The organism is Streptacidiphilus cavernicola (genome assembly GCF_042510955.1).
Taxonomy (GTDB): domain Bacteria; phylum Actinomycetota; class Actinomycetes; order Streptomycetales; family Streptomycetaceae; genus Streptacidiphilus; species Streptacidiphilus cavernicola.
The window spans coordinates 82,706-104,244 of the sequence record NZ_JBHFAB010000005.1 but is presented as its reverse complement, the minus strand read 5'-3'; the positions used below and the strand labels follow the sequence as shown (position 1 = coordinate 104,244).

Sequence of the window (21,539 nt, the reverse complement as noted above, 5' to 3'; positions counted from 1 at the left end):
TCAGCCTCCCGGAGCGGGATCGGTCGCGGCGGTCAGCAGGTCGCTGACCCGTTCGGCGACGGCGAGGGCGAGCAGGTGGGTGTTGGCGCGCACCGGGACCGGGCAGATGCTCACGTCGGCGACCCACAGGTCCCGCAGGCCGTGCACCCGGGCCTGCCGGTCGACCACGCCGCCGGTGTCCGGGTCGTCCCCCATCGGGGCGCCGCCGTGCAGGTGGTGAGCGGTGGTCAGGGCGTGCAGCACCCCGGCCGAGCCGCCGGGCGCGTGCACCCGGCGGGGCCGCAGCGCGGTCCTGGCGGCCCCGGTCCCCAGCCAGCGCAGGCCCAGCGCCGCCGCCGCGGTCAGATCGGCCAGGTCGCGGCCGGTGTAGTGGAAGCGCACCCGGGGCGGACCGGGGAAGGCCCCCGGTTCGACCACGCCGGTGCCCTCGCTGCTCAGCAGCGAGGCGACCAGCAGGGCGCGGCGGTGGGCCAGCGGCAGGCCGAGCCGGAAGTCGTGGTAGACCTCGAGGGCCGTGTCGGCGAGACCGTCGACCTGGCCCGCGGCCAGCCGCAGCAGCACCTGGAACCACGGCCGCCCCTCGGTCCCGTGGCCGCTGTCGAGGCCGAACGGCAGGTGCACCGCCGGGTGGTCGCGCAGCAGGGTGCCGACGCCGGGCAGCGCCGCCCGTACCGGCAGTCCGGCCGCGCGCAGCGCCGCCGGGTCGCCGATCCCGCTGCGCTGCAGCAGTGCCGGGGTGCCCACCGCGCCGGCCGCCAGCACCACCCGCCCGGCCGGGATCCGCCGCGGGGCCCCGCCGTCCGCGGCCCGCACCAGGACGCCGACGGCCCGGTCGCCGGCGAACTCCAGCGCCACCGCCTCGACCCCGGTGCGGACGGTGAGGCCGGGGTGCTCCAGCACCGGTTCCAGGTAGCGGTCCCGGGCGGTGGCCTTGCCCCGGCGGTCCCCGGCCAGCGGGACCGGGCCCGCGCCGCCGGCGCCGCCGCCGTTGTGGTCCTCGCAGGAGGGCAGGCCCAACTCCGCGCAGCCGTCCAGGAACGCGGTGTGCAGCGGCTGCCGGGCGGCGGGGCCGGGCCGGGAGATCGGCAGCGGGCCGTCCGTGCCGTGGCCCCGGTCGTCCGGGTAGTCCTGGTCCGCCTCCAGTCGGCGCAGGTAGGGCAGCAGCCCCCGGTGGCTCCAGGACGGCCCGGCCAGGGCGCCCCAGGCGTCGTAGTCGCCGGGCAGTCCGCGCAGGGCGATGCCGCCCTGGATCAGCGACGTGCCGCCGAGGGCGCGGATCCGGGGCAGCCGCAGCGGGGCGTCGCGCCCGTCGACCGTCGCGGTCACCCCCCAGTCGGCCCCGGCCGGAATCCGGCCGGGGCCGGCCAGGGCGCGGGCCACGGCCGGGTCGTCGCAGCCGGCCTCCAGCAGCAGCACCGGTTCCCCGCGTTCGGCCAGCCGCCGGGCCACCACGCACCCGGCCGCGCCGCCGCCGACCACCACGGTCGGCGCGGTGCTCCCGGCCGCCGTGCTCATCGCCGTGCCTCCGACCGGAGCAGCCCGTGCGCCGCCAGCGCCCGCGCGCTGTCGGCGGCGGCCCGCGCCGGGTCCAGCGGTGTGGACCGGCGCCGCTCCGCCATCAGCTCGACCGCGACCGGACCGGCGAAGGCGCTGCCGGTCAGCCGGGCGGCGATGCCGGGCAGGTCCAACACCCCCTCGCCGAGGGCGTCGCACCAGTCGCCGTCGGCGGTCAGGTCACGCAGGTGCAGCGAGCCGACCCGGTCGCCGAGCAGGTCCAGGACGCGCAGCGTCCCGGTGCCGGAGCGCTCGGCCCAGCCGACGTCCAGGCAGACCGCGAGCGGGGCGGCGCCGGCCGCGTCCAGCACCCGGCGGGCGCCTGACGCGTCGTCACGCAGCGACTCGTCGTGCGGGTGCCAGCACACCCGGACGCCGTCGGGCTCCAGGGCACGGCCGAGCGCGGCCAGCGGCCCGGCGACCCGGTCCACCGGGCCGTCCCAGCTGACCGGCCGGTCGCCGCGCTCCTCGGGGGACGGCACGGTGACCACGTTGAGGACGCGGGTGCCGAGTTCGGCCGCCACCGCCCGGGTGAGCCCGGCGACGGCCTCGACCGTGCCCGCGTCGGCACCGGTGCCGAGGCTGACGAAGACGGCCGCGAGCTCCAGTCCCCGTTCGCGCAGCGCCCGTCCGGTCCCGGCCAGCAGGTCGGCGCCGGAGTGCCGGGCGCCGCGGGCCGCCCGGGTGATCCAGGACAGCCCGCACTCGACCGCGGGGAAGCCGGCCCCCGCCGCGTCGGCCAGGCCCCGGGGCAGCCCCGGCGGGACGGCGTCGGCGGCGGGCCCGGTACCGGCCTGCCAGGCGTAGAGGTGGGGGGTCAGCCGCCAGGCGGGCCGGCCCGCGAATCCGTCCACGGCTAGACCATCCTCATCATGGCGACCCGCAGCAGCCCGGTGCGGGAGATCGGGATGGTGACCCCGGCGATGTCGCTGGACGCATCGGACGCCAGGAAGGCCACGGTCTGGGCGATGGCCAGCGGGGACTGCCACTTCTCGGCGACGTGGTCGGGCACCGGGGTGCCCGGTTCGGCCCCGGTCTGCCGCCGCCAGGTCTCGGTGGTCATCTCGGTCAGCACGAAGCCCGGGGAGACGCAGTTGGCCCGGATCCCGGCCGAGTGGAAGTAGTCGTTGGACAGCTGCTTGGCGAGCACCGGCATCGCGGACTTGGCCGCGGTGTAGGCGAAGCGGCCCTGGCAGCCGATGTGGGCGCAGTTGGAGCCGCTGAGGACGATCGAGCCGCCGCCCCGGGCCCGCAGCGCCGGGACCGCCGCTCGGCAGGTCAGGAAGGTGCCCTTGAGCAGGGTGTCGATCTGCAGGTCCCAGTCGTCCAGGGACTGGTTCTCCACCGTGCCGGGCTCGAACACCCCGGCGTTGCAGAACACCGTGTCCAGGCCGCCGAACTGTTGCACCGCGGTCTCCACGGCGCGGCGGCAGTCCTTCTCGCTCCGGACGTCGCCGCCGGACGCGGCGGCGGCGCCGCCGGCCCGGGTGATCTCGGCGGCGACCCGCTCGGCCGCCGCCTCGTCGAGGTCCTGGACCACGACCGACGCGCCGGACTCGGCGAACAGCCGGGCGGTCGCGGCGCCGATCCCGGAACCCGCCCCGGTGATCAGGGCGACGTTCCCGGCCAGCCGGGTGGGGTCGGACGCGGTGTCACGGTCGGACGCGGTGTCACGGATGGTCTCAGACATGGGTGGTGACCTCCTGGCAGATGTCGGCCCAGGCGTCCATGCCGTCCAGGACCGCGGTGAACAGGTCTCGCTCCGGGGCGGCGGCACGGTCGCCGGTGAGGCGGCTCCGCAGGCCCTCGATCAGTTCGCGGTAGCAGCTGAGGTAGTCGCCGCCGGTCAGCGGCGTGTCCCGGACCGCCTCGACCAGCCGCTCGGTGAGCACCATGCCGGGCAGTTCGCCCCACAGGTCCACCAGCAGGTCGTGGTCGTTGCGGTCCTGGCGGACCAGCGGACCGCCGTAGGCGACCAGGTCGCCGAGGTGGTCGGTCAGGGCCTTGGTGAAGTACGACATCCAGATGTCGTCGTAGCGGTCGATCCGCACGCCCCGGTACTCCGGCCCCATCACCACCAGGTAGGCGGCCGGGAGCAGGTCCCGGTGGAAGGCGGTGTTCTGCGAGTTGAAGGGGCCGTAGGTGCCCCGGTCCAGGGCGAACGGCAGGGCGGCGTCCGGCTTGATCCCCAGCGACTGGGCCGGGGCGGCGATCCGGCTGATCGCGTCCACGTCCGGCTCGCCGACCCACAGCCCGGCGTTGACCACCACCCGGCCGGTGCGCGGGGTCAGCGTCCAGGGCTCGACGGTCTCCCGGCGGGTGGTCGGGTAGCCCCGGTGGATGATCCGGGGGCCGTCGCTCACCAGCACGTCGGACGGGTTCGCCCAGCGGGAGGGGGTGCTGACGGCGGGCAGCGTCGCGGTCGCGCCGACCAGGGCGTGGCCGGCCAGGAAGTCGGCGTCGGTGACGTGGTTGTCGTCGTCGATGCTGATGATCCGTTCGGCCCCCTCCAGGGCCGCGACCAGGTAGCCGAGGTTGCGGCGCTGGATGGAGTTCCACGGCAGCAGGGTGCGCAGCGCGGGTATCCGCGCGTTCCAGCGCTCCTGGTCCTCGACGTCGAGGTAGGTCGCCCGGTGCTCGCCCCAGGGCAGCGAGGCGATCCACTCCCGGGTCGTGGCCGGGCTCTTGCGGTCCCCGACCACGTAGACCGAGACCGGCGGGTGGCCGAGCCGGTCGAACTGGGCGAGGTAGTCCCGCAGCAGGTAGGGGACGCGGATGGTGGTGGTCACGATCGCGGTGGGGATGGTCGGACGGACGGTCATCGGGACACTCCTGGGAATTCGGTGGGGCGGGTCGGGAAGGACCGCTCAGGGCCGGGTCCGGGCCAGCGCGGTCGCCAGCGCCTCGGTGGCCGCGCCGGTGCTCCGGAGCTGGCCCCGGAGCCGCTGGGCGAGCAGTTCGGCGCGGTCGCCGCTGCTCAGGCCCGCGCGCAGGAGCAGGGTGCGCAGCGCCGACCACTGTCCGGGCAGGGTTCCGGCGGCGGTGAGTGCCGCCTCCGGAACCGAGCCGGGGTGCTGCTCCCGCACGTGGTGCAGGTAGCGGGCGAACCAGCGCATGGTCTGGGCCGTGTTCCACAGCCCCCGGGTGATGTTGGTGGCGTGGCGGCGGGCCTGGTCGGCTCCGGCGCGGGCCTCGGGACGGCCGAGCCGGGCGACCGCGGTCATCGTCTCCGGCAGTGACCGGTCGAGCAGGTCCAGCAGCTGACCGGCGGTCAGCCCGCCCTCGGCGTCCGGCACCGGGGTGTCGGCCAGCGCGGCGGCGTGGCCGCGCAGTTCGTCCGCGAGCGGGGAGCCGCCGGGGACGGGTTCCGGCAGACCGGGGCCGAGCAGGGTCCAGGTCTGGCCGAAGTCGTCCGCGAACAGCGCCCGTTCCAGTTCGTCCGGGTCGACAGGGCCGGTGTACCGGGTGGCCGTCATCGGGTCGTCCAGCAGCACCGGGCCGCCGGGCCCCCGCGGCAGCGACAGCAGCACGGCGTGCAGTCCGTGCGCGAGCCCGTAGTCCTGCCGGTGGTAGGAGAGGTGGAACGGGTCGACCACGGTGATCAGCCGTTCGCCGGCGGCCATCCGCCGCAGTGCCTCGGTCCAGGCCCCGGGCCGGTGCACCGGGTGCCGCTCCCAGCCCAGGCCGCGCGCGGCCAGCGCGCGGCCCAGGGCCGGGAAGGTGTCGCCGAAGCCGACCGGGCCGGGGTCGGGACCGGCCCGGGTGGCGGTGGTGTTGCCGAGCACCCCGGCCGGGTCCGCGTCCGGGGCCCGCTCCAGCAGCAGCGTGCCCAGGACGGCGTGGTGGCAGCTGTCGTCGGTGAACCCGACCGGTTCAGGCGAAGCGGGGAGAGCCATCGCTGTCCCAGCCGAGGATCAGGGCGACGCTGTCGGCGATGGTGTTCAGGCCGAGGAAGTCGCTGTCCTGCGCGATGATGCCGAAGCTCTCCTCCACGCCGACCACGAACTGGACGAAGTCCAGCGAGTCCATCGACAGCGGCGGCTGCTCCAGCGCGGTCTCCCGGGTCAGCTGTGCGCGGTCCACCGGCGAGGTGGCGCTCTTGACATCGACGATGATGTCGCGGACCCGGTCGAACACCTGCTGCTCGTTCATCATGCCTCCAGGGGTGTGCTCAGGGCGGCGGACGGGAGGCGTCCGCCGTGGAACCGGTCGAACAGGTCGGGGAAGGAGCGGCCCTCGATCCAGGGCCGCATCCGGTCGGCGGCGCGGGCCGCGCCGAGGGCGAAGCGGGGGTCGCCGAGGGCCTCCTCGACGGCCAGCCGCCACTCCCCCGCGTCGTAGCCGCCGTCGGCGGAAAGGCCGGAGTAGCGCAGCCGGTGGGTGTAGTGGGCGTTGCCGGTCGCGGGTTCGGTGCGGCGCAGCACGAAGCCCGCGTCGTTGCCCTCCACGAACAGCACGCCGTTGGCCTCCTGTTCGGACATGAACGGGATGACCACCTGCGGCTTGCCCTGCTGAAGGCTGGTCAGCACGGTGCTGTAGCCGCCGTGGTTGACCACCAGGTCGCTCCAGCCGATGGGCGCGGAGATGCCGGTGAACACCCCCGCCCGGACGTTGCCGGGCAGGGCCGGGGCGTGGTCGCCGCGGAAGCCGTGCGAGAGGAACACCGCGATGCCCGGGTCGTCGCAGGCTTCGAGGATCGGCTTGAGCTGGTCGGCGGTGGACTTCCCGCCGTGGCCGAGGGTGATGTAGACCTTGCGCCGGCCTTCGCCGAATCCGCGCAGGTCGTCGGCGACGGTGGTCCACGGCGGGTCCCAGAAGACCGGGCCGATGAACCGGATGTCGTCGCCGGTCGGCAGCGGCTCCTGGCCGGCCTCCAGTTCCGGGGTCGAGGCCACCAGGGTCAGGTCCCCGCGCAGCAGGTCGCAGACGTGCTCCACGGTCGGACCGCCGACCTGCTCGATCGCCGCGTTGAAGGCCGGCACGCAGGAGGGGTAGGGACGGACGGTCGCGCCGCCGTCGATCCACGGCATCCAGCTGTTGTCGGTGGAGCGGAAGAAGTCGGAGTCGCCGACCGAGATCAGCGGGATGCCCCGGCTGCGGGCGGCGATCGCGGCGGTCGGCTGCATGTCGACCACCACCGCGTCCGGACGCACCTCGTCCAGCGTCTCCAGGTCGGACCGCACGTCCTCCAGGACGCGGTGCCGGTGGTAGTAGCCGGCGATGGCGAACGCGGTGTCGAGGTCGGATATCGAGACGTAGCTGCCCTGGCGGCGGCCCATGTCGGGGACGGCCCGGCTGTGCGCGCCGCGCTGGGTCGCGATCTCGAAGCCGCTGCGGGCGACCAGCCCCTCGGCGGCGTCGCAGGCGAAGACGCAGCGGTGTCCGGCGGCCCGCAGTTCGGTGGCGATGGTCAGCGCCCGGCCGATGTACCCGAAGCCGACTCCGTGGCTCCAGGGCTGGAACAGATAGGTGCGTGTCACGCTCGGTGTCTCCTCGCTCGGTGGGGTGGGGAGTGGTGGGACGGAGCGGGCTCCGGCCGCCGGTTCACCCGGGGCCCGCCGGTACGGCGGTGGCGGTGCGGGCGGTGGCAGTCCGGGCCGCGGGCAGCCCGGCCAGGACCCGGGCCAGCAGCGGTTCGGCGTCCTGCTCGGCCCGGCCCAGGGCCCGCCCCAGCTCCCGGGCCCGCGCCCGGTACCCGGGGTCGGCGCCGACCTCCTCGACCGCGGCGGCGAAGGCCTCGGGGGCGAACGCCCGCGCCAGTCCCTCGGCCACCGGCCGGGGGGCGCCGCCGCGCGGGGCGAGCAGCAGCCGGTCGTCCGGGCCGATCGAGGTGGCGGCCAGGACCAGGCCCGCACCGCGCTCCTGAACCAGCTGCCGCCCGTTGGCCTCGTTCTCCGACATGGCCGGGGCCACCACCACCGGTTTCCCGGCGGCGAGCGCCGCGAGCACGGTGCTGTGCCCGCCGTGGCAGACCACCACGTCGGCCCAGGCGCAGGCGGCGTTGATGCCGCCAAAGCCCTGACGCATGATCAGACTGCTTGCGGCATATCGGTCCTGGCCCGCGCCGCCGTCGGCCGGGCCGCCGGAGTTCAGGCCGCCGGAGTGCAGCAGCGCCCAGCCCCGGCGGCGGGCCGCCTCGGCCACGCCCGCGCCGAGCAGGTCGGCGGCGACCTGGCCGCCGCCGACCGACGCGTACACCCGGAGCGGTGCGCCCCGGCCGAAGTCCCGCAGGCGTCGGGCCAGCAGCCCCTCCCGGTCCGGGTCCCAGACCATCGGCCCCGCGTAGTGCAGGCCCGGCAGGTCGTCGTAGCGCGGGTCGGGCCGCTCCAGCTCCGGCACGCTGGCGATCAGCGTGGCGGCGCCGACCAGCAGGTCGCCGACCTCTTCGGCCTGGTCCAGGCCGAGCCTGCGCTGCTCGGCCCGGAAGGCCGGCAGCGGATCGGGGAACCGGCTCGGCCTGGCCCCCGGGCCGAGCCAGGGCATCCACGGCGCGCTCCCGGTGACCAGGAAGTCGGCGTCGGCCACCGAGAGCACCGGCACGCCCTCGGCTGCCGCCGCGAGCACGCAGGTCGGATCCATGTGGGTGACCACCAGGTCGGGGCGGTGCCCGGCGATGACGGCCCGGTCCCGCTCGACCTGACGCCGCACCACCTCGGGGTGGTAGTAGCCGGCCGCCGCGAAGGCGTCCCCGGGACCGGCCACGGTGAGGTAGCCGGAGCTGTTCCGGGCCATCGGCCTGCGCGGCGCCGGGGCGGGCCCCAGCGTCGGCACGCCCGCGTCCCGCGCCATCCGCCCGGTCGGGTCGGCGGCGAGGCTGACCCGGTAGCCGGCCCGGGTCAGCCGGGCGGCCAGGTGCAGGCAGCGCCCGGTGTGCCCGGCGCCGACCTGCCAGGGGAACATCAGCACGCGTCCGGTCATCGCTTGGTCTCCTGTCGGGTTCGGGGCTGACGGGGGCGGGATCAGACCCCGGTCAGGACCGGGACGTGCTCGCCGCGCGAGGTGAGCAGCGACTCCAGCACCTCGCCGAGCACGGCCGGGTCGCGGTGGGCGCGGTACCAGGCGAAGGTGCTGCGGACCCCCTCCGCGAACGGCACCTGCGGGGTCCAGCCGAGCAGTTCGGCGGCCAGCGTGTTGTCCGCGACCCGGTTGACCGGCCCCACCGGCATGTCCGTACGGAAGGCGAACTCCGCTGTGTGGTCCGCCAGTTCGCAGATCGTCTGGGCCGCGTCCAGCACGGTGACCCGCTCCGTGGTGCCGAGGTTCACCGCGCTGCCGTCGCTGATCCGCTCCCCGGCCAGGACGGTGCCCCGGACGATGTCGTACACATGGGTCCAGTTGCGGATCTGCCGGCCGTCGCCCCAGATCTCGAAGGGGCTCTGCCGCACCAGCGCGCGGCCCATCATCGCCATGACCGCGTGGTTCTCGATGCCGCGCGGCCCGTAGACGGTGAAGTAGCGGCAGGACGCCGCCTTCAGGCCGGTGTCCTGGTGCATCGCCCGCAGTGTCAGCTCGCCCATCAGCTTGGCGTTGCCGTACATGCCGTCGGGGTTGTAGGGCGGGCCGGCCAGGTCCTCGGTGAGCTTGAGCTCGCTGTCCAGGTCGCCCTGGATGTGCAGTGGGTAGATGCAGCCGGAGGAGGCGAAGACGACCTTGTCCACGCCCAGTCCGGCGGCGGTGCGGAAGACCAGGCCGTCCAGGTAGAGGTTCTCCGCGCAGGCCGACTGGTGCAGGTCCACATACCCCCGGCCGCCGTGCGCGGCGGCCAGGTGGAACACGGTGTCGACACCGGTCAGCACGGTGCGGACGGACTCGGCGTCGCGCAGGTCCACCTCGTGGAAGGTGATCGCGTCGCGCTCCAGCTGGTCGGCGAGGTTCTCGCGGCGTCCGCTGCTGAGGTCGTCGGCGACGGAGACCCGCGCGCCGAGCTCGACCAGCAGGTCGGTCAGGTGCGAGCCGATGAAGGACGCGCCGCCGGTGACCAGGACGTTGCGGTCCTGCCAGTAGGCGCGGTCGAAGGAGCTGAGGTCGAAGGACATGGGAGCACTCCCTGTTCGGTGGTCGGTGGTCGGTCGGAAGGGGGGTCGGGGGCGCCGGGTCAGCCGGCCACGGCGCGGGCGGCGAGCCGCTCGCGGAACCAGGCGACGGTGGCCCGCATCCCGTCGTCCAGGCCGGTGGTCTGCCGCCAGCCCAGGTGCCGCAGCGCCAGCGCGGTGTCCGGGCGGCGGCGGGCCGGGTCGTCCGGAAGCGCGGGCAGGTAGGTGATCGGCGAGTGGCCGCCGACCGCCTCCAGGACGGCGAGCGCGGTGGCGTTCACCGTCAGTTCCTGGGAGCCGCCGATGTTCACCGGTCCGGCCCAGGAGCCGCGGGCGAGCCGGACCAGGCCGTCGACGGTGTCGTCCACGTAGCACAGGCTGCGGGTCTGTCGGCCGGTGCCGTGCACGGTCAGCGGCTCGCCGTCGAGGGCCTGCCGGATGAAGGTGGGCAGCATCCGGCCGTCGTCGGGGTCCATCCGGGGCCCGTAGGTGTTGAACAGCCGGGCGATCTTGGCGTCCACACCGCGCGAGGTCCGGTAGGCGGCGCAGGCCGCCTCGCCGAAACGCTTGGCCTCGTCGTACATCGACCGGGGTCCTGTGGTGCTGACCCGGCCCCGGTAGGACTCCGGCTGCGGGTGCTCCTCCGGGTCGCCGTACACCTCACTGCTGGACGCGAAGACCAGCCGGGCGCCGTCGCGGGCGGCCAGGTCCAGGGCGGCGAACAGGCCCACCGAGCCGGCCCGCAGGGTCTCCACCGCCCGCCGCTGGTACTGCGGCGGGCTGGCCGCCGAGGCCAGGTGGAACACCAGGTCGACCCGGTCGGTGCGGCCCAGGCCCTCGGTGGCGTCGTGCTCCCGGAACGCGAATCCAGGCCGCTCGGTGAGCCCGGCGATGTTGCGGAGGCTGCCGGTGGACAGGTTGTCCAGGCAGGTCACCCGGTACCCGTCGGCGAGCAGCCGTTCGCACAGGTGCGAGCCGATGAAGCCGGCGCCCCCGGTGACCAGGGCGTGCGGTGGAGACGAGGGTGCGAGCAGGTCGGACATCTCAGCTTCCTTCGTTCGCGGTGGTGACGGTGCGCGGCGCCCAGGCGGCGACCAGGGCGGCCAGGGCGCGGGGGGTGGCCATCGCCCGGGGGTCGATCTCGTCGACGACTTCGAGGTCGAATTCCTCCTCCAGCCGGACCAGCACTTCGACCATGCCGAGCGAGTCGTACCGGGGGTGGTCCAACAGCCAGCTGTCGGGCTGCAGTTGCTCCGCGGTACGGTCGCGGAGCACCCCGCACAGCAGTTCGGCGATCCGGGCCGTCAGCTGCTCCTCGTTCATCCGGCCGCCTCCACCGGGAGCGTGCGGCGCAGCACCGACCGGTAGAGGTCGTCCGCCCAGCCGGGCGGGAAGCCGGGCTTCCAGGGCTTGGCGGGCGACACGTAGTGCAGGATGCGGGCCCGGGGCTCCTCCGCGATCAGGGTGGCCCGCGGCACCACGTCGTCGGCCGTGTAGAACATCCACTCGGTCTGGAACAGCGCGGACAGCGGGAAGGTGTTCCAGTGCCGCTCCAGCGGCGTCCAGCGGTGCCGGGCCGCCCAGTTGAGCGCGTCCTGGTCCCAGAAGCGGAGGCTGTCCGGGTGCTCGTGGATGAACGCGTAGGCGCGCTCGAACAGTTGCTCGCGGGCGCAGACCTCCAGGTCGAACAGCATCACGCCGCTGTTGAAGTACTCCTCGTCGCCGTCCACCCCGAGCTGCTCCCAGCCGGGCATGGCCTGGCCGCCCCGGTAGCGCGGGTTGGTGGGGTCGCGCACGGCGGCGACCGGCAGGCCGCCGGTGCCGGTCCGCAGCAGCGGCTCGGGGGAGGCCAGGAACAGCACGTCGGCGTCGCAGTACAGCACCCGGCTCTCCTCGCGCAGCGTGTGCGCGATCTGCAGCCGCAGGTAGTGCGCGTGGGTGCCGCCGAACTCCAGGTTGTACGCCAACTCGGGCTGCTCCACCCGGTGGAAGGCGAGGCGGGTGCCCAGCCGGTCAGCGTGGCGTCGCAGCCCGTCCTGGGCGGCGGTGCTCAGGTCGTCGTGCAGCACCCTGATGTCGATCCGGTCCATCAGCTCGGGCGCGCAGTCGGCCAGCGACTGCAGCGCCGTGGCGAGCGGCAGGGCGAAGTCGTCGTTCACGGCGAAGACGAGCGGGGCGAGCGGAAGGGAGTGGGCCGGGCGGTCGTGCGGTCGGTTCATCGGGACGTTCCGTCCTCTCGTACGGTGAGCGCCAGGGCCGCCGCCGCGCGGGACGCGGCGGTGGCGTGGACATCGGTGGTGGCGGCGGGAGCGGCCGAACCGTCGGAGCGGGCGGCCAGGACCACCGACTCCTCCAGGGCCCGCAGGAAGGCGGCGGGGTCGCAGTCGGCGACGAAGCGCGGGTCCTTGGCCAGGGTCAGCCGGGCGCCGGGGCCGAGCTCCTCCAGGGTCAGGAAGAACATCGAGCCGTAGTTGGCCGGGGCGCTCCCCCGGCTCAGCCGGTCGCCGGCGGGCGGCGTCGGGGCCGCCGGAGCCGGTGGCCGGTAGGCGGTCTCGAAGCGGATGTCGTTGAAGAAGCAGAAGCCGCCGGTGGCCACGCCGCGGGCGGCGCCGGCCTCCACGATGCGCCGGTCCTGCTCCAGCGGATCGCACTCGCAGTGCCGGTAGGCGGCCATCAACGCCCGTGCGGTGGCCGCCAGTTCGTCGCCAGGGGGGAGGGTGTTCGGGGCGGTGCAGAGCAGTGAGTTCTGGTTGAAGGCGCCCACCAGGTGGCGGGTCCCCGGCCGGAACCGGGGCGCCGTGATCACCCGGAAGGCGGCGGAGCGGGCACCGGTGAGCACCCCCAGCAGCGCCCCCGCCGCACTGAGCAGGACGGCGGTCTCACTGACCTCGGCCCGTGCGGCGGTGGTCCGCAGCGCCTCGGCCAGCCGGGCCGAGACCAGGGTCGCGGTCTCCTGGTCCGGCGTCGGGTCGGGCAGCGCCCGGATCATCACCGGGTCCGCCGCCCGGATCCGCTCGTCCCAGAAGGCCAGGGTGCGCCCGGCGATCCGGCGGCCCTGCCCGGACGCCTCGAACTCGGCCCGGTCGCAGGGCTGCTGGGCCTCCGGGCCGGGTTCGGTGGATCCGCCGACGAGCGCCCGCAGCCGGTCCGCCAGCAGGTTCAGGCTCCAGCCGTCCAGGGCCAGGTGGTGGGCCACGATCCCGACCGCCGACACCTCGCCGCCGTCGCCGTCGCCGAACAGGCGGACCCGCAGCGGCAGTTCGGCCGATGAGTCAAAGGGCCGCCGGACCAGGTCGGCGAGCGGCCCGGCCGCGTCGGCGCCGTCCGGGAGGTCGCCGAGCGGACGCACGTCCAGCTCCAACACGCCCTCCCCCAGCACCTGCTGCCAGGGCTCCTTCGGGTCGAGGTGGAAGACCGTGCGCAGCACCTCGTTCTCGGCGAGCAGCCGGCCGAGGGCGGCCAGGACGGACGATTCGGCCGCGGGGTCGAACCGGACCAGCAGCGGCTGGTTGTAGAGGTAGGCCCGCTCCCCGCGCCAGAGCAGACCGGTCCAGATCGCACGCTGACCCCACATCAGCGGGGCGCGGCGGGCCGACAGTTCAGCGAAGGCGATGCTTCGGGTGTCGGCCCCGACCTTCGTGTCCATCCGTCCTCCAAGTCATGGGACGGAGGGTGCTCCGTCGGCCTGCCTGAGAAGCAAACCGCACGGACGGTTGGTTTGTCTAGGCAATCTATACCGCTGCAAAGCCTGGCAAATACGGTCAAGAAGCCCTTGGACGGTCAAGATTTTTCCGCCCGAGCCCGAAAAACCTACCGCTTAGGCGGTAGGTTTTTATTGAGCCTGCAACGAAGGCGACAGAGCACACAGAGGGGGCGAGATGCAGGATCGGGCCGAGCGCACCCGGGCGGCGCTGCTGCGGGCCACCGCGGAACTGGTCAACGAGTCCCGCTACCGAGACGCCACCATGGCCGCCATCGCCCAGCGGGCCGGGGCCAGCAAGGGCTCGCTGTACTTCCACTTCGCGTCCAAGGACGCGCTGTGCGCAGCGCTGCGGGACGAGGCCCTGCGGACGCAGCGGCGGCTGCTGCGCAGGGCCGCCTCCGGGCCGGGCAGCGGCGGGCGGCGGCTGCTCGTCTTCGCCCGCGCGCTGACCGCGCGGCTCACCGAGGACCCGGTCTTCCGGGCCGGGCTGCGCCTGGACGGCGAGTCCGCTGCCGGCGACGGCGAGTCCACCGCCCGCGACGGCGGCATCCGGCTGCAGTGGCGGGACTTCGCGCTGGAGCAGCTGTCCGGCCGCGCGGCCCCGGACCGTCGGACCCAGGCCGGGGCCGCGCTGCTGACCGCGGTGCTGGCCGGCCTGGAGGAGCTCTCCCGGAACAGCGAGGACTGGCTCCGCCCCGGCGTGCTGGAACCCCTGTGGGACCTGCTGGAACCCGGCCTGACCCCGGACCGCGACAGCTGAACGGGGGCTCGGGGCACAGGTCGGGGCACGGACCGGGCCGGGCGCCCCGGCGAAGGGGTGCCCGGCCCGGTTGACGTCGACTCAGCCGGACGGTCTCCCGGCCGAGTTCACGGTGTCAGACTCCCAGAAGGAGTCCGCGGCCAGCAGCGCGTCGTCGATCTCGGCCACCCCGGCCACCGTGTGCCGCACCCCGGCGCGCCGCATCTCCGAGCGCTGCGCCCCCGGCGCACCGCCCGGCGGCACCCCGATGAAGCCGACCCGTTCCTCCCGGCAGGCCCAGGCGACATGGGAGACGTCGTCGATGAACAGGGCCCGCCCGGGAGCGGCCCCGAACCGGTCGAGGATCTCCCGCACCCCCGGCCGGATCGCGTTGACGTCGACGTACGGGCACTCCCGGTCGAAGTACCCGGCCAAGTGCCCGAGATGCTCGTCGAAGTAGCTCCGGGTCCGGCCGCCGTAGCAGACCAGCCGGGCCCCGGCGCTCCGCAGCCGCTCCAGGAACTCCGGGACGCCCGGCAGCACCTGGACCGGCTCGCGCTCCAGGTAGGCCGCCCGGTCGGCGAAGAAGCGCGCCACGACCTCCTCCGGGGACGCGTCCAGGCCGCAGATCCGGGCCAGCGCCCGCCCGGCCTCCCGCTGCGGGCGGCCCCACACCGCCAACTCGACCTCGGCGGTGTAGGGCACGCCGTGCCGAGCCGTGAACTCCCGGATCACCGGGCTGTAGCTGTCGTTGAGCAGCACGCCGTCGGTGTCGACCGCCACCAGCAGACCGCCGGTCACAGCGCCACCGCCCCACCGTCGACCGGCACCACGGCACCGGTGACGAACGACGCCTCGTCGCTCAGCAGCCAGGCCGCGACCCGGGCGACCTCCTCCGCCGCGGCGGTGCGCTGCAGCATCCCGGTGCTGCGCACCCGGGGCCCGACCTCGGGGCAGGCGGCGATCCAGTCGTCCAGCATCTCGGTCCTGGTCGCCCCCGGGGCCAGTGCGTTGACCCGGATGCCCAAGGTCCCGTACTCGGCCGCCGCCGCCCTGGTCAGCCCGATCACCGCGTGCTTGGCCGCGACGTACGGGGCGGCCACCGGGGTCGCGACCAGGCCGCCGACGCTGCTGGTGTTGACGACGGAGCCGCCGCCGGCCGCCAGCAGTGCCGGGATCTGCGCCCGCAGGCAGTTCCACACCCCGCGCACATTGACGTCCATGATCGCGTCGTAGCTGGCCTCCGGCAGCAGGTGCAGCGGCGAACGCGGTTCGCCGTAGCCGGCGTTGTTGAACGCCCCGTCCAGTCGGCCGTACCGCTCCACCGCGGCCCGGACCGCCCCGAGCGTCTGCTCGGGGCGGGTCACGTCGGCGACGACGGGCAGCGCCTCCGCCCCCTGGGCGACGAGGTCGGCGGCGAGGTCGTCCAGCCGCTTCCCGCGGCGCGCGACCAGGACCACCTTGGCCCCCTCCGCAGCGCAGATCCGCGCGGCGGCGGCGCCGATGCCGCTGCTGGCGCCGGTGACCAGCAGGACCTTCCCGTGCAGCCGCCCGGCCTTCCCGGTCATCGGGCCGCGCCGACCGGCATCAGCAGGGCCCGGCCGGTGGCGGCGGTGTGCCCGTCCTGCTCCACGGTGACCGCGACCGACGCGCAGCCGTCCGCCCTGACCCCGCGCAGCCGGGCCGAGACGACGCAGGGACGGTCGAGCTCCGCGTAGCGGGCGAAGTCCGCGCCGAAGCCGAGCAGGACCGCCCGGGACATGCCCGAGACCAGGTGCGACGCCTGCCGCATCCCCTCCATCAGCACCATTCCCGGCACATGGTCGACCGGGTGGTCGAACATGACGGGGTGGCTCGGATCGACCCGCAGCAGCCAGCTGTCGGGGCGACCGCCGTCCGCTATCAGCACGTCGTCCTCCCGGTGCCGCCCGACCGACCCCGGGTCCACCGGGGCGGGCAGGCACAGCGGCGCGCGGGCCCCGGCCGCCCCGGCCCGCAGCCGCGCGTACGCCGCCGAGCCGACCATGGTGAACCGCGCGGATCCGCGGCCGAAGGCGACGCCGTGCCGGTACAGGGTGACGGCCGCGCGCATGCCGATCAGGCCGCGCCGCCCGCGCCGGACGTCGCCGCAGGCCAGGGTCAGCGTCAACTCGGCCGGAACCGCGTCCAGTTCCATGCCGTCGGGCTCGACCGAGAAGGCGAGCATCGACATCACGAAGTGTTCGCCGAGGGCCACCCCGAAGCCGGTGTGCGCGATCAGCATCACGCTCTGCCGGACCGTCTCCGCCACCAGCATGCCGTCGTGCCAGGTACCCGCCACCGGGCTGAAGAAGCTGTGCGCCCGAGGCCACTGCGCGCTCACCTGGAAGGTGTCGGGGCCGGTCTCCTCCCATCCGGTGACCAGGACTTCCGATACGGAGGCACGGTGGACGAGCTGCCGGGGCACCGTCTGGACGAAGCTCGCTTCCTGGGCTCTCACGCTGTCTCCACTCTCTGAGGCGGACACTGCCGTAAACCAACCATCCGGTTTGTTATTTGGGGACTATAGGCGGACGGCCGTCGGATCTGCAACGGATTTAGGTCCAAAACTTGATAAGAGGCTGCATATTCCTTACTGATTGGGGCGTAAAGAATACGAACCGAGCGGTTTGATCCACCCCATGATCCGCCCGTATGCTGATCCGGTTCGGAAGAGTGGGAGAGACGGCAATGGCTCAGCAGGAGCGGGCAGCGAAGACCCGGCGCACGGTCCTCAGGGCCGCCGCCGTCGTCTTCGACCGGCACGGGTACGCCCGCGCCTCGATCGCGGAGATCCTGGAGGAGGCGCAGGTCACCAAAGGGGCCCTGTACTTCCACTTCCCCTCCAAGGAGGCGCTGGCCAAAGCGCTGATGGAGGAGCAGATCGACAGCGTGGAAGTCCCCCCGGTCGAGGGGTCGCCGCTGCAGGCCACGATCGACCTGACCCAGGCCGTCGCCGCGAGCGTCCTACACGACCCGATGCTCAGGGCCGGTACCAGGCTCGCCGTCGAGAGCGCCTTCGAGGACGCCATCAACCCCTGGGACGCCTGGGCCAAGGTGATCGAGGAGCTGCTCACCGAGGCACAGCGCCAGGGCGAGCTGATGCCCCATGTCGTCCCCCGGGAGACGGCCGAACTCTTCGTGGCCGCCTTCACCGGCATCCAGCTGTTCTCCCTGGCCCGCAGCAAGCGGGAGGACCTGGGCGAACGCATCACGGTGCTGTGGCAGCACCTGCTCCCGACCATCGCCTTCCCGGCGCTGCTGGCCCGGCTCAAGCCCGAGGGCCGCGCCACCCCCGCCGTCACCGCCGCCCCTGCCGTTACCGCCGCCCCTGCCGCGTCCGGCGACCCGCAGCTCTCCTGACCTTCCCGCCGCTGTCCCGAAGGGCCCAGATGACCGACCGCGACCTGCCCGATCCCGCGACGGTCGAGGCCGTCCTCGGCTCCCACCAGGGCGCCTGGGGCGTCGGCGGGCGGGTGCTCGCGGTGCAGGACCTCTCCCCCGGGCTCGGCCGGGCGGCGGTGCTGCGGGTGAGCACCACCGCGGCGGACGGGCGTCCGGCCCAGTGGATCGTCAAGATCCCCGACTGGGGGAACGGCTCCCTGCTCGACTCGCGCGACAGCCAGTTGGACCGCCGCGAGGCCCGGTTCTTCGCGAGCGGCATCCCCGGTCTGCTGCCCTCCGGGCTGGCCACGCCGCCGGACGTCGGCCTGCTCCGGCACGACGGCCTGACCTGGATCGTGATGCGCGACGTCGGCGCCGCCCTGCGCCGCCCCTGGGACCCCGCCGCCGCCAGGGCGCTCGCCGCCCGCACCGCCCTGCTCCACGCGCCCGGCGCGGCGCACCCGGACCTGCTGGACACCCCCTGGCTGGAACGCGAGGGCCACGCCGCCTACGCCCACCACATCCCGTCCGGGCACGACAACCTCGACGCCCTGGCCGACGACCCCCGGCTCAGCACCCTGTTCACAGCGGAGCAGGTCCGCGCCCTGCACGCCTGCCTGGACGCGGCCGGACAGCTGGACGCCCTGGCCGCCGGACTCCCGGCCACCCTCGTCCACGGCGACCTCCAGCCGCTCAACGCGGGCCTGGACGGCGACGGCACGCTGCTCCTGATCGATTGGGAGCACGTCGGCGTCGGCCCGGTCGGTTTCGACCTGGGCACCTTCGTCTCCCTCTACCGGGCCTTCGGCGGCTCCGGGAGCCTGGACGAGCAGCAGCTGCTCGCGGTCCACGGCGACGCCCTCAGCGAGCTGGCCGGCGCCGACCTGCGCCCGGCCGTCGCCCGGGGCTTCGCCGTGGCCCACCTCAGCTGGGGGCTGCACCTGCGGCTGGGCCCCGGCCTGACGGCGGTGCGTCAGGGCGCCCACGGCGAGAGCCCGGAGGAGCTCGCCCCCCACCTCGACGACATCCGGTCCGGCTGCCTGCGCGCCCTCGCCTGGGCGCCGGTCGCCGGGATCGGCGCCGCGGCAGGCCGCTGACCTCCGCGTGCGGCGGCCGGAGCGGGCGCTTAGCCTTCGGACATGAGCAGTAGCGAGGCTTTTGTCACGGTCGCCGGGCGTCGCGTGCGCATCTCCTCGCCGGAGAAGGTCTGCTATCCGGCCGTCGGGGTCACCAAGCTCGAACTCGCCGAGTACTACGTCGCCGTGGCCGAGGGGCTGATGCGGTCGCTGGCCGGGCGCCCGATGGCGCTGCACCGCTTCCGGAACGGGCTCGACGGCGGCAGTTCCTTCTACACCAAGCACGCGCCGAAGGGCCTGCCCGACTGGGTGCAGACGGCGGAGGTGACCTTCCCGAGCGGGCGCACCGGGCACGAGGTGTGCGTGACCGAGCCGGCGACGGCGCTGTGGGCGGTGCAGATGAACGCCCTGGAGCTGCATCCGTGGCCGGTGCGCCGCGAGGACACCGACCGCCCCGACGAGCTGCGGTTGGACCTCGACCCGCAGCCCGGCACCGACTTCGCCGAGGCGGTGGAGGCCGCTGCGGAGGCACGGGCGCTGTTCACCGAGCTGGGCATGGCGCCGTTCGTGAAGACCTCCGGCGGACGCGGCCTGCACCTGCTGGTGCGGATCGAACCGCGCTGGTCGTTCATCGACACCCGGCGCGCGGTCATCGCCCTCGCCCGCGAACTCGAACGCCGCCGCCCCGACCTGTTCACCACCTCCTGGTGGAAGGAGGAGCGCGGCGAGCGGATCTTCGCCGACTTCAACCAGATGGCCCGCGACCGGATGCTCGCCGCCGCCTACTCCACCCGCGCGGCGCCGAACGCCCGGGTCTCCATGCCGGTGCGCTGGAGCGAGCTTCCCGACGTCGCCCCGGACGACTTCACCGTGCGCACCGTCCCCGCGCTGTTCGCCTCGCGCGGCGACGCGCACCAGGACATCGACGACGCGCCCGCCACCCTGGACGCGCTGCTGGAGATGGCCGAGCGGGACCAGCGCGACCGCGGGCTCGGCGACCTGCCCTATCCGCCGGAGTTCCCGAAGATGCCCGGCGAGCCCAAGCGGGTCCAGCCGTCCCGGGCCCGCCACGACGAAGCAGAGGCAGGGGCCGACTAGGAGGCCGGGGGCCGGGGCGTGTCCGGGCCGAGCACGTCGGCGAGGTCGTAGGCGGCCGGCAGGTCCAGCTGGCCGTAGCCGCAGGACTCGGCCCGGCGGTCGGGCCGCCAGCGCAGGAACCGCGCGTTGTGCCGGAACCGGTCCGCCCGCAACTGGTCGTACCGCACCTCGCAGACCCGTTCCGGGCGCAGCACGACGTACGACCGGTCCTTGCCCGCGTTCCAGCGGTTGAGCGTGCCCGGACGCCGCTGCCCGCCGTCGTCCTCGCCGGTCCAGGGGTGGTCCTCGCCCTCGCGCAGCACCAGCGGCGCGAGTTCGTCGACCAGTTCGGCCCGCCTGGCCATGGTGAACGCGCTCGCGCCGCCGACGTAGTTGAGGACGCCGTCGTCCAGGTAGAGGCCCAGCATCAGCGATCCGACGACCGGGCCGCTCTTGTGCAGCCGGTAGCCGGCCACCACGACGTCGGCCGTGCGCTCGTGCTTGACCTTCACCATGGCGCGTTCGCCGGGCCGGTAGGCGCCGTCCAGCGGTTTGGCGACCACGCCGTCGAGCCCGGCGCCCTCGAAGGCCTGGAACCAGGTCCTGGCGAGCTCGGCGTCCCGGGTGGCGCGGGACACCCGCACCCGCGGGTGCGGTGCGAACAGGTGCGTCAGCAGCTCGTGCCGCTCGGCCAGCGGACGGCCCATCAGGTCCTCGTCGGCGAGCGCGAGCAGGTCGAAGGCCACGAAGCTGGCCGGGGTCTGCTCGGCCAGCAGCCGGATCCGCGACTCGGCCGGGTGGATGCGGTCGGCGAGCCGGTCGAAGTCGAGCCGGCTGCCGCTGACCACCACGATCTCCCCGTCCAGCACGCAGCGCGGCGGCAGCGCCTCGGCCAGCGAGGCGACCAGCTCCGGGAAGTAGCGGGTCAGCGACTTGCCGCCGCGGCTGCCCAGTTCGATCGCGTCACCGTCGCGGAACACCAGGCAGCGGAAGCCGTCCCACTTGGGCTCGTACAGGTAGCCGCCGGTCGGCACGGCCGCCGCGGACTTGGCGAGCATCGGCTCGATCGGGGGGTTGACCGGCAGCGCCATCGCACATCCTCGCTCGTCGTCCTCGCACCAGCGCACCACGCGCGGGCACGGGTCGGCACCCGCTGGAGTCCGAACCGGTGACGCCCGGGAACCGCCCGACGGCCGTCGGCTCCCGGTCACTCCCGCTCGGTGGCGAGGGCGTTGACCGCTGCTGCGGCGAGGGCGCTGCCGCCGCGGCGGCCGTGCACCACCAGGTGGTCCAGGGCGGCCGGGTGGTCGGCCAGGGCCTGCTTGGACTCGGCGGCGCCGACGAAGCCGACCGGGACGCCGATCACCGCGGCCGGGCGCGGCGCGCCCGCCTCGATCAGCTCCAGCAGCCGGAACAGCGCGGTGGGGGCGTTGCCGACGGCGACCACCGCGCCGTCCAGGCGGTCGCGCCACAGCTCCACGGCCGCGGCGCTGCGGGTGGTGCCGAGCCTGGCGGCCAGCTCCGGGACAGACGGGTCGGCCAGCGTGCACAGCACCTCGTTGCCGGCCGGCAGGCGCTTGCGGGTGATGCCGCTGGCCACCATCGTCACGTCGCACAGCACCGGCGCCCCGGCCCGGAGCGCGGCACGGGCCCGGGAGACCAGGTGCGGGGTGAAGGCCAGGTCGCGGACCAGGTCGACCATCCCGCAGGCGTGGATCATACGGACCGCGACCTGGGAGAGGTCGGCGGGCAGGCCGCCGAGATCGGCCTCGGCCCGGATGGTGGCAAAGGACTCGCGGTAGATGGCCGCGCCGTCCTTCTCGTACTCGATCACGTGGTCCTCTTCTTCCTGGCTGCCGGGACCGGGACCGCGAGCATACCGACGACGATCACGCCTCCGCCGTGACTCCCGCTCGCCGCACGGCCGGAGGGGCGCGGCGTCCGCGGACGCCGCG

Annotated in this window: 22 protein-coding genes; 4 read left to right on the top strand and 18 right to left on the bottom strand. The window is 74.5% G+C overall.

Going from position 1 to position 21,539, the window contains the following annotated elements; genetic code table 11:
* The 13 genes from ACEZDE_RS08595 to ACEZDE_RS08535 all read right to left on the bottom strand — a co-directional run bounded on the left by ACEZDE_RS08595 (window position 1) and on the right by ACEZDE_RS08535 (window position 13,233).
* Complete coding sequence (locus ACEZDE_RS08595; protein ID WP_380534164.1) at window positions 1–1,515, bottom strand: GMC family oxidoreductase; 1,515 nt, start codon at window positions 1,513–1,515, stop codon at window positions 1–3.
* Window positions 1,512–2,408: a sugar phosphate isomerase/epimerase family protein gene (locus ACEZDE_RS08590; protein WP_380534162.1), complete on the bottom strand. Its 897-nt coding sequence runs from the start codon at window positions 2,406–2,408 to the stop codon at window positions 1,512–1,514. Before ACEZDE_RS08590 ends, ACEZDE_RS08595 begins: the two co-directional genes overlap by 4 nt.
* Before the next feature lie 2 nt (window positions 2,409–2,410).
* Entirely contained in the window at window positions 2,411–3,244 is an 834-nt protein-coding gene (locus ACEZDE_RS08585) for an SDR family NAD(P)-dependent oxidoreductase (RefSeq protein WP_380534160.1), read from the bottom strand.
* Window positions 3,237–4,376, bottom strand: coding sequence for a hypothetical protein (locus ACEZDE_RS08580; protein WP_380534158.1), 1,140 nt, complete (start codon window positions 4,374–4,376; stop codon window positions 3,237–3,239). The genes ACEZDE_RS08585 and ACEZDE_RS08580 overlap by 8 nt, the downstream gene beginning before the upstream one ends.
* 45 nt (window positions 4,377–4,421) lie before the next feature.
* Complete coding sequence (locus ACEZDE_RS08575; RefSeq protein ID WP_380534156.1) at window positions 4,422–5,450, bottom strand: hypothetical protein; 1,029 nt, start codon at window positions 5,448–5,450, stop codon at window positions 4,422–4,424.
* The gene (locus tag ACEZDE_RS08570; RefSeq protein WP_380534154.1) at window positions 5,428–5,709 is read right to left on the bottom strand and encodes an acyl carrier protein; all 282 of its coding nucleotides are present in this window, start codon (window positions 5,707–5,709) and stop codon (window positions 5,428–5,430) included. Before ACEZDE_RS08570 ends, ACEZDE_RS08575 begins: the two co-directional genes overlap by 23 nt.
* Window positions 5,706–7,034: a glycosyltransferase gene (locus ACEZDE_RS08565; protein WP_380534152.1), complete on the bottom strand. Its 1,329-nt coding sequence runs from the start codon at window positions 7,032–7,034 to the stop codon at window positions 5,706–5,708. Before ACEZDE_RS08565 ends, ACEZDE_RS08570 begins: the two co-directional genes overlap by 4 nt.
* A 64-nt stretch (window positions 7,035–7,098) precedes the next feature.
* Entirely contained in the window at window positions 7,099–8,472 is a 1,374-nt protein-coding gene (locus ACEZDE_RS08560; protein ID WP_380534150.1) for a glycosyltransferase, read from the bottom strand.
* 41 nt (window positions 8,473–8,513) lie between these two features.
* The gene (locus ACEZDE_RS08555; protein ID WP_380534148.1) at window positions 8,514–9,590 is read right to left on the bottom strand and encodes an SDR family NAD(P)-dependent oxidoreductase; all 1,077 of its coding nucleotides are present in this window, start codon (window positions 9,588–9,590) and stop codon (window positions 8,514–8,516) included.
* Between the two features lie 59 nt (window positions 9,591–9,649).
* Window positions 9,650–10,630: an NAD-dependent epimerase/dehydratase family protein gene (locus tag ACEZDE_RS08550; protein WP_380534147.1), complete on the bottom strand. Its 981-nt coding sequence runs from the start codon at window positions 10,628–10,630 to the stop codon at window positions 9,650–9,652.
* A gap of 1 nt (window position 10,631) precedes the next feature.
* Entirely contained in the window at window positions 10,632–10,910 is a 279-nt protein-coding gene (locus ACEZDE_RS08545) for an acyl carrier protein (RefSeq protein ID WP_380534145.1), read from the bottom strand.
* A complete protein-coding gene (locus tag ACEZDE_RS08540; protein ID WP_380534143.1) occupies window positions 10,907–11,806 on the bottom strand; it encodes a glycosyltransferase family 8 protein in 900 nt (299 codons plus the stop codon). Before ACEZDE_RS08540 ends, ACEZDE_RS08545 begins: the two co-directional genes overlap by 4 nt.
* Entirely contained in the window at window positions 11,803–13,233 is a 1,431-nt protein-coding gene (locus ACEZDE_RS08535; RefSeq protein WP_380534141.1) for a condensation domain-containing protein, read from the bottom strand. Before ACEZDE_RS08535 ends, ACEZDE_RS08540 begins: the two co-directional genes overlap by 4 nt.
* Before the next feature lie 232 nt (window positions 13,234–13,465).
* On the opposite strand from ACEZDE_RS08535, the gene ACEZDE_RS08530 reads away from it, so the two are divergent.
* Window positions 13,466–14,050 carry a TetR family transcriptional regulator gene (locus tag ACEZDE_RS08530; RefSeq protein WP_380534139.1) on the top strand — a complete coding sequence of 195 codons (585 nt, stop codon included), beginning with the start codon at window positions 13,466–13,468 and terminating at the stop codon, window positions 14,048–14,050.
* 81 nt (window positions 14,051–14,131) lie between these two features.
* Here ACEZDE_RS08530 and ACEZDE_RS08525 read toward each other — a convergent pair whose 3' ends face one another.
* Genes ACEZDE_RS08525 through ACEZDE_RS08515 form a run of 3 tightly spaced genes read right to left on the bottom strand, consistent with a single transcriptional unit; the run spans window position 14,132 to window position 16,508 of the window.
* Entirely contained in the window at window positions 14,132–14,830 is a 699-nt protein-coding gene (locus ACEZDE_RS08525) for an HAD family hydrolase (RefSeq protein ID WP_380534137.1), read from the bottom strand.
* Complete coding sequence (locus tag ACEZDE_RS08520) at window positions 14,827–15,597, bottom strand: SDR family NAD(P)-dependent oxidoreductase (protein ID WP_380534135.1); 771 nt, start codon at window positions 15,595–15,597, stop codon at window positions 14,827–14,829. The genes ACEZDE_RS08525 and ACEZDE_RS08520 overlap by 4 nt, the downstream gene beginning before the upstream one ends.
* The gene (locus ACEZDE_RS08515) at window positions 15,594–16,508 is read right to left on the bottom strand and encodes a ScbA/BarX family gamma-butyrolactone biosynthesis protein (RefSeq protein ID WP_380534133.1); all 915 of its coding nucleotides are present in this window, start codon (window positions 16,506–16,508) and stop codon (window positions 15,594–15,596) included. The genes ACEZDE_RS08520 and ACEZDE_RS08515 overlap by 4 nt, the downstream gene beginning before the upstream one ends.
* A 230-nt stretch (window positions 16,509–16,738) precedes the next feature.
* Between ACEZDE_RS08515 and ACEZDE_RS08510 the strand changes: the two genes are divergently transcribed.
* From ACEZDE_RS08510 to ligD, 3 genes are read left to right on the top strand one after another with little or no spacing between them, the layout of a single operon-like run.
* Window positions 16,739–17,410, top strand: a complete 672-nt coding sequence (locus ACEZDE_RS08510) for a ScbR family autoregulator-binding transcription factor (RefSeq protein ID WP_380534131.1) — start codon at window positions 16,739–16,741, stop codon at window positions 17,408–17,410.
* Between the two features lie 29 nt (window positions 17,411–17,439).
* Entirely contained in the window at window positions 17,440–18,528 is a 1,089-nt protein-coding gene (locus ACEZDE_RS08505; protein WP_380534129.1) for a phosphotransferase family protein, read from the top strand.
* A 42-nt stretch (window positions 18,529–18,570) separates the two neighbouring features.
* On the top strand, window positions 18,571–19,605 hold the full coding sequence (gene ligD, locus ACEZDE_RS08500; protein WP_380534127.1) for a non-homologous end-joining DNA ligase: 1,035 nt from the start codon (window positions 18,571–18,573) through the stop codon (window positions 19,603–19,605).
* On the opposite strand, the gene ACEZDE_RS08495 is transcribed toward ligD, so the two are convergent.
* Both ACEZDE_RS08495 and ACEZDE_RS08490 read right to left on the bottom strand, forming a co-directional pair.
* A complete protein-coding gene (locus ACEZDE_RS08495) occupies window positions 19,602–20,675 on the bottom strand; it encodes an ATP-dependent DNA ligase (RefSeq protein ID WP_380534125.1) in 1,074 nt (357 codons plus the stop codon). The genes ligD and ACEZDE_RS08495 overlap by 4 nt on opposite strands.
* Window positions 20,676–20,791: 116 nt before the next feature.
* A complete protein-coding gene (locus ACEZDE_RS08490; protein WP_380534123.1) occupies window positions 20,792–21,418 on the bottom strand; it encodes a precorrin-8X methylmutase in 627 nt (208 codons plus the stop codon).
* Between the last annotated feature and the right edge of the window lie 121 nt (window positions 21,419–21,539).